The organism is Xanthomarina sp. F2636L (assembly GCF_026410195.1).
In the GTDB taxonomy this organism is placed as follows: Bacteria; Bacteroidota; Bacteroidia; order Flavobacteriales; family Flavobacteriaceae; genus Xanthomarina.
Window position 1 is genome coordinate 170,375 of sequence record NZ_JAPMLM010000068.1, and the last position, 12,651, is coordinate 183,025.

Here is a 12,651-nt window from a genome sequence, read left to right on the forward strand (position 1 = left end):
TATATTAATTTTATAATTACTTATTTTAGCATATCCTAAATTAATAGACATCCTAATGAAAATGGTTCAACAAATAACAAAAGGGATTAAAATTTCGGTAGAAACAACTTTCGAAGGCACATTTTATAAAGACTATAGAATACAATTTGCTTTTGGATATAAAGTAACTATCGAGAACCAAAGTAAAGATCAAGTACAATTGTACGCAAGACACTGGAATATTCTTGATGCTCTAAATAATATCGAAACCGTTACAGGAGAAGGTGTTATAGGTAAAAAGCCAGTTTTAAAACCTGGAGAATCTTACACTTATACATCTGGCTGTTTATTATCCTCTCCCTTTGGTGCTATGTATGGTAATTATAGTATGATTAATATTGCTACTTCTAAAAAGTTTAAAGTTGCTATTCCTACGTTTAAATTAAGTGCACCATATGCACTAAACTAATTATTAGCTTTATAAATTAAATGTAGAGGTGTTTTCTGTAAAATCTTGAAGATTAATAAAAGTCATTTCAATCTTTTGATTACACTTTTCAACCTGAGTGATACTTGTTGTTTTCACAAAACCTCTGTCCATAATAATTCCAAAATCCAGGTTTTCTTTTCCTGCCGAGTTATGGAATTCTAAAATGTTTTTAGACGTTAGTTTCTTATCATTTTTAAAACCTTCAAACCAATCTATTCTAGCTCGCTTCATTTGCTTTGTATACAAAGATGATGAAGACCATATTCTAGGTTCTAAAGGAAGCTTAGCAATATGCTTAACAATCCCATCCCAAACAAACTCAAAAACATTCAAGCCTTCCTGCCAATCTACCAAAACAATAGTAAAAGGTTCAACATCTAGAAGATTATATGCTTCGATAGTTTTTAATACATGGTTAGAAGTTAAGAGATCTTTTACCACAACCCCACGACTCAACCTATATTTATCTTGTCTTTCATGCATAGTAAAACCCCCATTAAGCAAACAAATAAGACGTTGTTTGTCACTAACACCTATCCAAGTCCCACCAGCCATCTTGTCTTTTGGATACAATAAATTAACACCATCTTCAAGATAAAAGTCTGGATCTAATGTTTTTCTTTGAAGCGCTTCGTCTCTATTAGAAGTCAACACAAAATTGGAGTTCTCCAATGGAATGAAAGTTACGGTACACATAAAATTACTAGTCTAAATACTATGAAGCAACTTACAAAGAACTTATAATTTAACTTGTCTTTAGGAAAACAAAGAAATATAAATCGGTAAAAATATTGTAACTTTGTGGCTGAAATTTTTACAAATTAGAAAACAAAAACAATCATGGGAAAAGGATTTTTTAATGTACCAATCGCTGTTAACGAACCAGTTAAAAGTTATGCTCCAGGAACTCCAGAAAGAGAAGCTGTTTTAAAAGCTTATAAAGAAATGTATAACAGTCAGGTTGATGTACCAATGTATATTAACGGAAAAGACGTTACTACTGGGAACACCAGAACCATGTCTCCTCCTCACGATCATAAACATGTAGTTGGAACTTACCATTTAGCTGAAAAATCTCACGTAGAGGATGCTATTGCAACAGCACTAGAGGCTAGAAAATCTTGGTCTCAAATGCCTTGGGAACAACGTGCTGGTATCTTTTTAAAAGCTGCCGAATTAATTGCAGGCCCTTACAGAGCTAAAATTAATGCAGCAACTATGATTGCGCAATCAAAAAATATATACCAAGCAGAAATTGATGCTGCTTGCGAATTGATAGATTTCCTACGTTTTAATGTCCAGTTTATGACAGACATTTATATGGAACAACCAGAAAGCACAAGCGATGCTTGGAACAGAATAGAATACAGACCTCTTGAAGGGTTTACCTATGCAGTAACTCCTTTTAACTTTACAGCTATTGCCGGAAATTTACCTTCTTGTATGGCATTAATGGGGAACGTTGTTGTTTGGAAACCAAGTAACAACCAGATTTTTTCTGCTAAAGTTATCATGGACGTGTTTAAAGAAGCAGGTGTTCCAGATGGTGTCATTAATGTTGTTTTTGGAAACCCAGGAATGATTACAGATACTGTTATGGCTAATCCACATTTCTCTGGATTACATTACACAGGATCTACTCCAGTATTCCAAAACTTATGGAAGCAAATTGGAAACAATATTGAAAACTACAAAACCTACCCAAGAATTGTAGGTGAAACTGGTGGAAAAGACTTTATTGTAGCTCATAAATCTGCTAATGCAAAACAAGTTGCAACAGCTATTTCTAGAGGTGCTTTCGAATTCCAAGGTCAAAAATGTTCTGCAGCATCTAGAGTTTATATTCCTGGTAATATTTGGGAGGATGTGAAAAAATATGTCATTGAAGATGTTAAGTCATTTAAAATGGGTTCTCCAGAAGACATGAGCAACTTTATTACTGCAGTTATTAATGAAGGTTCTTTCGATAAATTAGCTTCTTATATAGATCAAGCTAAAGCTGCTTCTGATGCAGAAATTATTGTAGGTGGTGGTTACGACAAATCGAAAGGTTACTTTATAGAGCCTACAGTAATTGTGACTAATAATCCTAAATACGACACCATGTGTACTGAGCTATTTGGCCCTATTGTAACTATATATGTGTACGATGAAGACAAATATACTGAAACATTAAAACTAGTTGACGAAACAAGTGAATACGCGTTAACCGGTGCTATTATCTCTACATGTCGTTATGCTATTATTGAAGCAACCAATGCCTTACAAAACAGTGCTGGAAACTTCTATATTAACGACAAGCCAACAGGTGCCGTTGTAGGACAGCAACCTTTTGGAGGAGCAAGAGCTTCTGGAACTAACGATAAAGCAGGAAGTGCACAAAACTTAATGCGTTGGGTTTCTCCAAGAATGATAAAAGAAACTTTTGTAACTCCTGTGGATTACAGATACCCTTTCTTAGGATAAGTTTAAAGTATATGCAAAAAACCCTTAAGAAATACATCTTAAGGGTTTTTTTATGCTTTTAATCTTACAAGTATATCAATAATAATAGAACTTCATATATTTAATTATTAAACTAATAATTAATTAAAATGAAAAAAAATTACCTTCAAATTTTACTTCTTTTATCAGTAAGCATCATATTCGCCCAAGACACAAAAAATGCCTTTCAGAAATTAGACATCTCAGATATGGAAACTTCGGTTTTAGTTGCTAATTCCCCAATTGTGGATGTTGTTTCCTATAACACCAAACCTATAAATAATTACAACTTTTACCAAGCATACAAAGCTATCGTACAAGGCGATTTAGAAAAAAGATATGCCCCTCTTGAAAACCTAAAAGAACAAAGCAAGAAAAGTCATTTTACCAATGTTATTCCACTAGCTATAATCCATAGTGACTTCGAGTCCTTTGAAGAGCAAGCACTTCAAAATAACTCTGTTACAAAAGATGCTGAAGGCTATTTATTAAGAACTAGTAGCGCATCTATCTTCGAAAAAAGACACCTAACCTTAATGGCACCGCTACGCAGTAGCAACAAAGGTTTACAAACAACATTTAATTTATCTGCTTCAAATATTTTTAACACAACAAGTCAACATATTGAAAGTATTGAAATAGATTTTAATGACGGGTTGGACTTTAGACAAATTGCATTAAGCCAAAACATAAGAGTAACCTATACTGAAGAAGGAAGAAAAACAATCACCTTTAAATTACATCTTGACAATAATGAAATAGTTACACGTCAAGCCACTATAGACATTAAATTTTCCAATGAAGATTTATACACGAACAACAATCGTATTATAACAACATTTAACTCTAGCATCACACCTAATCTTTTGCCTTATGGCGAAACTGTTTCATACCCTGGAACAGGAGAATATGAAGTTTTTTTAAGCGCCGACAACATTCTTGACAAACCTATTTTTTTAGTAGATGGATTTGATCCTGGAGATGGAAGAGATATTACAGGTTTGTATGAATTATTAAATTTTGATGATGGTGGAACCACATCAAATCTAGGAGATTTAGTAAGAGATGAAGGATTTGATATTGTTATTTTAAACTTCCCTATTTACACAAGAGCTGCAGATGCTGTTGTTGTTGATGGAGGAGTGGATTTTATTGAGCGAAATGCCATGTTATTGGTAGAGTTAATTAATAATATTAATGCTCAAAAAGAAGGTACAGCTGAAAATGTGATTATTGGCCCAAGTATGGGAGGACTTATTTCCAGATATGCCTTAAATTACATGGAAAACCAAAATATAAACCACGAAACAAGGCTTTGGATTTCATTCGATGCTCCACATCATGGAGCTAATGTGCCAATAGGATTTCAACATCAATTTAATTTTCTTGCATTTGGTCTAGATGATTTTTGGGTTCTTGGAGACCAGAATGTGGAAGAGTTACAACCTATTATTGACGGTATGCTAAAATCTTCTGCTGCTAGACAAATGCTAACAGACCAATTTGAACCGCATATTACAAATAGCGATGGTGTAACCTTTAATAGTTCTCTTTCTTTACCAAGATCACATCCATTTAAAGCTATTTTCGATGGAAGAATGAATAACCTAACAAGTACTGGTTTTCCAGAGCTATCGCGAAACGTAACTATTATAAATGGGAGTGGAAACAACAACAGGTATCCAGATAACACAGCTGGAGCTAACGATTTAAATCCAGGAAGTAGAATATTAAATGCTAATATTGACATCATGACTGGAGCCGAAATGAAAATTGAAACCTTTTTTACTCCAAATGCAGGTACACAAATTCAAACGAGTAAAGTTCATTTAGATTTTGCCTGGTGGTTTCCTTTAGCTAATGATAGGGTTAACAATGCAAGCTCTACTGCCTTTACTTATACAAATGGTGTAGACGCTGCTTCAGGAGGTTTATTCGATATTTTGAAACTTACAGAGGACCTAGCAACAGATGGTCTAGTAGGTGAGTTTTTAGGGGCTTTAAGTACAAATTATTTTAATTTTATACCAAGCATTAGTTCAATGGCCTTTGAACTAACTGATGGAGAAATTGATTGGTTCCATACACCAACTGGTATCAATACCGCCAGAGCCACAACCAACATCACTCCTTTTGATGCTTGGTATATGCCAATAGACAACGAACCACACGTGACCTTAACCGAAGGAAATGTAGCTTTTGCACTATTTGAAATCTTGCAACAAACATTATCTACAGATTCTAATTCGGTAAATAGCATCAAACTTAAACAAAACCCTATCTCTAATAGTTTAACACTAATTAGTACAGATAAATACCAAGGTGCGACCATTTCTATAATAGATATTACTGGAAAACAGGTTTACTTCCAGAAAACAAACATAGAAAGCAGAACAACACTTCCATTAAACTTAGCTTCTGGCATGTACATTTTAAATGTAGACACTAAAACCAATTTGGTTTTAAGAACGAAGCTTATGGTAAAATAATTTTTTTGTAGTGTCTTAAAAAACAAAAAGCCTTTCAGTATTTGAAAGGCTTTTTTTATTATTTAAATAATCCAACAATAAGATTATCCTTTATACTTCAATGGCAGATACACCACCTTTTTTGTTTCAAAAAAGTCTTCTTCAAAGAAATCAGGAATTTCATATATAGTTGCATTTTTATAATCTTGAAGTTCTTCGCTTAAATCTCCACCTTTTAAATACATAATTCCATTTTTTAATTCATGATTTTGCTTTTTAGCAATTTTTCCTTTTATCCAATGAACAAAAGTTGGCATTGCTGCCACTGCTCTACTTACAATAAAATCGTAAGAGCCTTTCGTTTCTTCAACACGTTTATTGGTGGTTTTTACATTCTCAAGACCTAAGCCTTCAACAACCTCATCCACCACTTTTAACTTTTTTGCAATACTGTCCACCAAATGGAAAGAGCATTCGGGATATAAAATTGCCAAAGGTATTCCTGGAAACCCTCCACCTGTTCCTACATCCAAAATTTTAGTTCCAGGTTTAAATTCTATCACCTTTGCAATAGCTAAAGAATGTAATACATGTCTTAAGTATAACTCGTCTATATCCTTACGTGACACAACATTAATCTTCAAATTCCAATCTTGATACAAGCCCTCAAGTTTAGAGAATTTATCAATTTGATTTTCAGTAAGATTAGGAAAATACTTAAGAATTAGCTCCATGGATTTTTTATTTTGCACAAAAATAGATAAATTATTGTGCATTTTTATGAAAACTTTATTAAGATGCACGTCATTATTATTTATCTTTGACGTCATATTTGATACTTATATCTATAAGATTATTAGTTAGTAAAACACAACAGCATGACAAAACAAACCTTATCATTCTCGAGAACAGACTCTGCTAAGTTTTTTAGAACACTTAACAAACGTGTTAACGATTACTTTAAAGAGAATAACATAAAAAAAACAGGAAACTGGAAATTATATATTAAAGCCATAATAATGTTCACCTTATTACTTGGCCCTTTAGTGCTTTTATTAACCGTGGATCTTCCTACTTGGTTACAGATTATTTCTATGATGGTTATTGGCATTGGAATGGCTGGAGTTGGTATGAACGTAATGCACGATGCCAACCATGGTTCTTTTTCAAGTAAAAAATGGGTAAACAAATTAATGGGAAGCAGCATCCATATTTTAGCTGGTAACGATTATAACTGGAAAGTACAACACAACGTATTACACCACACCTACACAAATATTCAAGGACATGACGAAGACATTGATGCCGGAAGAATTATTCGTTTTTCGAAACATTCTAAATGGTTGAAAATTCATCAATACCAAAAATATTATGCCTTTTTATTATATGGTTTATTAACGGTTAATTGGGCTATTACAACCGATTTTAAACAAACCTACGTGTATTTAAAAAGAAAATTATCTTATGGCGATTTCCCTAAACCTGCAACACAATGGACCAAGTTAATTATTGGTAAAATTGTATATTATTCTATTTGGGTAGTTTTACCTTTAGCTCTAGGTTACGCTTGGTGGCAAGTTTTAATAGGCTTTTTAATCATGCATTATACAGCTGGAATTATCTTAAGCGTTATTTTCCAATTAGCGCACGTAATGCCTAATACCGATATGCCAATGCCAGATGAAGACGGGAACATGAAAAACACTTGGGCCATCCACCAGTTATTTACTACGTCCAATTTTTCACCTAAAAGTTGGTTGGTAGAATTTTACACAGGAGGTTTAAACAGACAAGTAGAGCATCATTTATTTGCTCATATTAGTCATGTTCACTATAAAAACATAGCAAATATTGTTAGAGAGACTGCTCAGGAATTTAGCTTACCATACAACGAATACAATTCTATTTGGACTGCGATTTCAGAACATTATCAGCAATTAAAAGTTTTAGGTCAGAAGCCTAGTATGGCTTAATTTCATTTATCATTTTAAAAATAGCTTACCACAATGAACCTACTTTCGGAAAGAGTTCTAAACATGTCCACGTCTGCTACTTTAGCAATGGCTGCAAAGACTAGAGAACTTAAAGCACAAGGAAAAGATATTATTGGTTTAAGTCTTGGCGAACCAGATTTCAATACGCCAGATTATATTAAAGATGCTGCCATCCAAGCCATCAACGAGAACTATAATTCGTATTCTCCTGTAGATGGTTATGTAGAACTTAAAGAAGCCATCATAAACAAGTTTAAACGAGATAATAATTTAACATATACCTTACCTCAAATAGTTGTTTCTACTGGAGCCAAACAAGCTTTAGCTAATGTAGCTTCTGTACTTATTAACAAAGGTGACGAGGTTATTTTGCCTTGTCCGTATTGGGTAAGTTATGCAGATATCGTTGAATTATTTGAAGGCGTTCCTGTAGAAGTAAAAACGTCTATCGACAACGACTTTAAAATGACACCGGAACAATTGGAAGCTGCTATTACACCAAAAACTAAAATGATTTGGTACAGTTCTCCTTGTAATCCAAGTGGATCTTTATATAGTACTGAAGAATTACGTGCCTTGGCAGATGTGCTTCAAAAGCACCCAAATATTTACGTGGTTTCGGATGAAATTTACGAACACATAAACTTTACAGAAAATGGTCATGCAAGTATGGCTCAGTTTGAAGATATGTTCGATAGAACAGTTACCGTAAATGGGGTATCAAAAGCTTTTGCTATGACAGGTTGGAGAATTGGTTATATTGGAGCTCCTGAAGCTATTGCTCGTGCTTGCAACAAAATGCAAGGTCAAATTACAAGTGGTGCCAATTGTATTGCTCAACGTGCAACTATTACAGCTTTAAACGAGTCTCCTACACGTGTAAAATTCATGATAGATGAATTTAAAATCCGAAGAGATTTGGTCTTGAATTTACTATCTGACATTGATGGCTTTCAAACCAACACCCCAGAAGGTGCTTTTTATGTATTCCCTAATGTTTCTTATTACTTTGGGAAAACCTTAAATGGAAAAAAGATCAATAACGCGACAGATTTTTCATTATATCTTTTAGAAAAAGCGCTTGTAGCCACAGTTACAGGTGAAGCTTTTGGAAATCCAGATTGCATTCGTATTAGTTATGCAGCAAGTCAAGAGCAGATTATTGAAGCAATAAAACGTATTAAAGAAGCTGTTAGTTAAAAAATTTCAGCTTTAAAGATTATAATTTATTAAACCCTTGAGATGTAAAAAATCTCAAGGGCTTTTTATTAAAAAGAAATAAGCAATAACATTATCAAGCTTCATTGTATTCCTTAAACCAAATATGTTCGTTGTAAAAAACCAATTAACCAGACTTAAAACTAGCTGTTATTTTTATATGGAGCCATTGGTAAATCTTTAATCTATGATAAATAATATATTATCTCATAACTCATCACAAAATCATCACGTATCTTATGAAGTTAATTCTATAAAAGGTAATACCGCAATGGAGTTTGGTAAAGTTTTTTTTGAGGTGGAATTGTTTATTTGTATATATTCAAAAATCCAAACAATTGCTAATTATAGAGTATAAATGGGTGATTTAATGAAGAAATAGTTTGCTGTATTTTTTTTTGAGAATATGATTTCTTGACACATCTATATTGCCAGTTTTGGTTTTATATTCAACAAGCGAAATACCATAATATTTACTGAATGTTTTTATTAAAACAGGAAGGACTACTAAAACCTAATTGATAGGGGATTTCTAAAATGACATGGTATCATCGGTTTTCTTAATGAGTTTGTTTACTTTATATAAACGTAGTTCATAAATAATTTTATAGTAAAACTACTAAAGTAGCACTCGCAAATATTGAGATTTTTAAAACCATAGTTGCAGCATGACTTAACTTACAAAGCTTTGGAGATGTATAGCTTAATCTTGCACCAAACACTGATTTTTTACAAGCTTTCTGAAAGCTATGATTTACAACACGTTTATAATTAGAATTCAATAAGCCCTGAGATGTCAAATATTTCTTTTTTGTTTGCTTAATTTCAGATTCTAAATCTTGGTTAAGTTTAGTTTTCATAATAAATAATTCGTTTTAAAGATTAAGATTTTTTTTAAAATACAAAAATATCAGACAAATCCTAAATTAACCTCCAAAATATTGTAAATTTTAACAAAAAAACAGCTAATAATTGAAAAAAATTAGAAATGAAGTGATTAAAAGGCAAATCAAGTAATATTTAAAACTCACCTATTTCGCCAAAAGAAAGGCGTTAATAAAATAAGAACTGTAAATAATTCTAAACGTCCAATTAGCATTAAAAACGAAGCCCACCACTTTCCAAAAGCAGGTAGAGCTGCATAGTTATTTACTGGACCAAAATTACCAAGTGCTGGACCAACGTTCCCCAAGCTAGAAGCCGATAACCCGATAGCAGACATGAAATCTATATCCATCATAGAAAACACTAATGCTCCTACTATAAAAGACAACATATAAAGAATAAAAAAGGCAAGAATATTAAAAACGATAACCCCTGTAACTGCTTTTCCATTGTATCGAACAGGTAAAATAGCATTTGGATGTAAGGCTCTTTTAAACTCTAAGAACCCATTTTTAATAAGTATTAAATGCCTCACTACTTTAACACCCCCTGAGGTACTTCCAGCCGAACCCCCAAGAAACATCAATCCAAAAAAGAAAACCATTAAAAATGATGTCCATAAAGTATAATCTGCCGTTATAAAACCTGTGGTTGTAATCACGGAAATCACCTGAAATAAGGCATGTCTAAATGAACTTTCTGCTTTTCCCCAAACCATGGGATGGTCTATTGTGGAGACTGCAAAATCTGCTTTAAAATAAATAATTAAAGCTGCTATTACAGTAAAAATAACAATAAATTTAAAGTAGAGTTTTAGCTCTTCGTCTTTAATAATTTTTTGAACTTTACCCTTAAAAGCAAAATAGCTCAATACGAAATTTGTACCTGCAAAGAACATAAAAATAATAATAATATATTGGATTATGGGCTGGCCATTCCAATATGCTACACTAGCGTTTTTAGTTGAAAACCCACCAGTGGACAAGGTACACATGGAATGATTTATAGCATCGAAAAAAGACATGCCAGCCACTTTTAATAAAATGGTTTCTGCAACAGTATACCCAAAATAGATTAACCATAAGCGTTTTGCTGTATCTGTAATTCGTGGATGGAGTTTATCTCCACTTGGACCAGGAGCTTCGGCAGCAAACAATTGCATCCCTCCAATTCCTAATAAAGGTAAAATAGCAACGGCTAATACAATAATTCCCATTCCACCAATCCAATGGGTTAAGCTACGCCAAAATAAAACTCCTTTTGGGATAATTTCAATATCGTTTAAAATTGTGGCGCCTGTAGTCGTATAACCAGACATGGTTTCAAAAAAAGCACTAGTAAAACTTGTAATACTTCCAGTAAGCACATAAGGGATTGTTCCAGAAAGAGCCATAACAAGCCAACCAAAAGCCACAACAATATATCCTTCGCGTTTATTCATTTCTTTAGTGTGATTCTTGGTTAAAAACATCAACAAAAGTCCTATTAGAATGGTTAATCCACCAGATAATAACAAACTTGGTGTTACACCATCCTTATAAATAAAACTTACTAAAGCAGATAGCAACATAAAACCTCCATTAAATAATAAAAGAAGCCCTAAAAAATGAAAAATTATTTTATAGTTAAGTTTCACAGATAGTTAGTTACAAGAATAATTTTTCTACTTGTTTAATAGATCTTGGCAAACAACAAACTACAACTTTATCGTTTACTCCAATTCTGAAATCGCCTAAGGCCGTATATCCTCGACCATTTCTAATAACTCCGCCAATAATAGCCGCTCTAGGAAAATCGACATCTTTAATTAAACGGTTGCAAATTTTAGAGGTTGGTTTCACATTAAACTCCAACAATTCAGCATTCATATTATTAAGCTTGGTCATTGCAATTACTTCTCCTTTTCTAATATATCTAAAAATGGTATTGGCTGCCAAGAGTTTTTTATTGATTAAGGTATCAATACCTATGGAATGTGAAAGCTCAAAATAATCCATATTTTCTACCAAAGCTATCGTTTTTTTAACACCTTTGGATTTTGCCACTAAACATGACATGATATTCGTTTCAGAATTTCCAGTAACTGCAATAAAAGCATCCATGGACATTAAGCCTTCTTCTTCTAAAAGATCCACATTTCTACCATCTCCATTAATAACAAGAACATCTGCTAGTTCATCAGCTAAATCGAAAGCATGATCTCTATCTTTTTCTACAAGTTTAATATTTGGATATTGTTTACACAAGTCTCTGGCTGTTTTATATCCAATTTTACTTCCACCAAGAATCATAATATTCCTGATTTCAGTGTTGATTTTTCCGGTAAGTTCACAAAGCTCTTGCGCTCCTCCTTCCGAAGTTATAAAAACCACATTATCCCCTTCTTTAAATTGCGTGTCTCCCCTAGGAATAATAGTGTATTGCGTTCCGAAACGCTGAATTGCTATTGGAACAAAACGAATTTTAGAATATATTTCTGCTGCTTCTTTAACTGTTTTTCCAATAAAAACTGCTGTTCTCGATAAGCTTAAAGCTACCATAGTTAAAGCACCTTCATCAAATTCATAACTATCGTTAAAAGCAGATTGGCTAAGTAATAAATCTATTTCGGAAGCTGCTAAAGATTCTGGAGAAATAAGTTCATCTATGCCTAAATTTTTAAAACCAATTTCATCTTTATGAACAATAAACTCAGTATTAGAAATCCTAGCAATGGTTCTATTGGCTCCAAGTTGCTTAGCTAAAACACAAACTGTAATATTTGTTGTTTCAGATGAAGTGACTGCAATTAGCAAATCGCTTTCTGCAATTCTAGCTTCTTTTAAGATTGCTATAGAAGTTGAATCTCCTTTAATAACTTTAATATCCAAATGATTATCTGCATAAGACAGACTTTCTTTATTGGTATCTATTAGGGTGATTTCTTGGGATTCGTAAGACAATAATTTTGCTAAATGAAATCCAACTTCACCAGCTCCAGCAATAATTATTTTCATGTGTTAATTTGTAATAAAGTAGGACAAATATACTGCAAATTAGATTTACTAAAAGACAATTACACATTTAATTATTTGATTTGAAGCTGCTAAAAGCGTAAAAAAAAGTTTCTATTTCAGTTGACTTACCATATTTT

General features: G+C 32.9%; 10 protein-coding genes. 5 read left to right on the forward strand and 5 right to left on the reverse strand.

The window, feature by feature from the left end; all coding sequences use genetic code 11:
* Nucleotides 1-61: 61 nt before the first annotated feature.
* The gene (gene apaG, locus OS191_RS08195; RefSeq protein WP_267155774.1) at nt 62-448 is read left to right on the forward strand and encodes a Co2+/Mg2+ efflux facilitator ApaG/CorD; all 387 of its coding nucleotides are present in this window, start codon (nt 62-64) and stop codon (nt 446-448) included.
* Nucleotides 449-457: 9 nt separating this feature from the next.
* Here apaG and OS191_RS08200 read toward each other — a convergent pair whose 3' ends face one another.
* Nucleotides 458-1,165, reverse strand: a complete 708-nt coding sequence (locus OS191_RS08200; RefSeq protein WP_267155215.1) for an NRDE family protein — start codon at nt 1,163-1,165, stop codon at nt 458-460.
* Between the two features lie 144 nt (nt 1,166-1,309).
* Here OS191_RS08200 and pruA point away from each other — a divergent pair, with 144 nt between their 5' ends.
* Complete coding sequence (pruA, locus tag OS191_RS08205) at nt 1,310-2,935, forward strand: L-glutamate gamma-semialdehyde dehydrogenase (RefSeq protein ID WP_267155216.1); 1,626 nt, start codon at nt 1,310-1,312, stop codon at nt 2,933-2,935.
* 128 nt (nt 2,936-3,063) lie between these two features.
* Nucleotides 3,064-5,442 carry a T9SS type A sorting domain-containing protein gene (locus OS191_RS08210; RefSeq protein WP_267155217.1) on the forward strand — a complete coding sequence of 793 codons (2,379 nt, stop codon included), beginning with the start codon at nt 3,064-3,066 and terminating at the stop codon, nt 5,440-5,442.
* Between the two features lie 83 nt (nt 5,443-5,525).
* On the opposite strand, the gene rsmG is transcribed toward OS191_RS08210, so the two are convergent.
* Nucleotides 5,526-6,155 (reverse strand): 16S rRNA (guanine(527)-N(7))-methyltransferase RsmG, encoded by a 630-nt coding sequence (gene rsmG, locus OS191_RS08215; RefSeq protein WP_267155218.1) that lies wholly within the window; start codon nt 6,153-6,155, stop codon nt 5,526-5,528.
* Nucleotides 6,156-6,299: 144 nt separating this feature from the next.
* Between rsmG and OS191_RS08220 the strand changes: the two genes are divergently transcribed.
* Together OS191_RS08220 and OS191_RS08225 are read left to right on the forward strand one after the other, a co-directional pair.
* Nucleotides 6,300-7,394, forward strand: coding sequence for a fatty acid desaturase family protein (locus OS191_RS08220; protein ID WP_267155219.1), 1,095 nt, complete (start codon nt 6,300-6,302; stop codon nt 7,392-7,394).
* A gap of 33 nt (nt 7,395-7,427) precedes the next feature.
* Complete coding sequence (locus tag OS191_RS08225; RefSeq protein ID WP_267155220.1) at nt 7,428-8,615, forward strand: pyridoxal phosphate-dependent aminotransferase; 1,188 nt, start codon at nt 7,428-7,430, stop codon at nt 8,613-8,615.
* A 623-nt stretch (nt 8,616-9,238) separates the two neighbouring features.
* Here the strand turns inward: OS191_RS08225 and OS191_RS08230 are convergent.
* The 3 genes from OS191_RS08230 to trkA form a co-directional block, all read right to left on the reverse strand.
* Entirely contained in the window at nt 9,239-9,493 is a 255-nt protein-coding gene (locus tag OS191_RS08230) for a hypothetical protein (protein WP_267155221.1), read from the reverse strand.
* Nucleotides 9,494-9,660: 167 nt separating this feature from the next.
* Nucleotides 9,661-11,154, reverse strand: a complete 1,494-nt coding sequence (locus OS191_RS08235) for a TrkH family potassium uptake protein (RefSeq protein WP_267155222.1) — start codon at nt 11,152-11,154, stop codon at nt 9,661-9,663.
* Between the two features lie 10 nt (nt 11,155-11,164).
* Nucleotides 11,165-12,514 (reverse strand): Trk system potassium transporter TrkA, encoded by a 1,350-nt coding sequence (gene trkA, locus OS191_RS08240; RefSeq protein ID WP_267155223.1) that lies wholly within the window; start codon nt 12,512-12,514, stop codon nt 11,165-11,167.
* Nucleotides 12,515-12,651: the final 137 nt, after the last annotated feature.

Coding starts and splice junctions, on each gene's coding strand:
- trkA (WP_267155223.1), bottom strand. CDS start 12,514: ATGAAAATAATTATTGCTGGAGCTGGTGAAGTTGGATTTCATTTAGCA.
- OS191_RS08200 (WP_267155215.1), bottom strand. CDS start 1,165: ATGTGTACCGTAACTTTCATTCCATTGGAGAACTCCAATTTTGTGTTG.
- OS191_RS08230 (WP_267155221.1), bottom strand. CDS start 9,493: ATGAAAACTAAACTTAACCAAGATTTAGAATCTGAAATTAAGCAAACA.
- OS191_RS08225 (WP_267155220.1), top strand. CDS start 7,428: ATGAACCTACTTTCGGAAAGAGTTCTAAACATGTCCACGTCTGCTACT.
- OS191_RS08210 (WP_267155217.1), top strand. CDS start 3,064: ATGAAAAAAAATTACCTTCAAATTTTACTTCTTTTATCAGTAAGCATC.
- apaG (WP_267155774.1), top strand. CDS start 62: ATGGTTCAACAAATAACAAAAGGGATTAAAATTTCGGTAGAAACAACT.
- rsmG (WP_267155218.1), bottom strand. CDS start 6,155: ATGGAGCTAATTCTTAAGTATTTTCCTAATCTTACTGAAAATCAAATT.
- pruA (WP_267155216.1), top strand. CDS start 1,310: ATGGGAAAAGGATTTTTTAATGTACCAATCGCTGTTAACGAACCAGTT.
- OS191_RS08220 (WP_267155219.1), top strand. CDS start 6,300: ATGACAAAACAAACCTTATCATTCTCGAGAACAGACTCTGCTAAGTTT.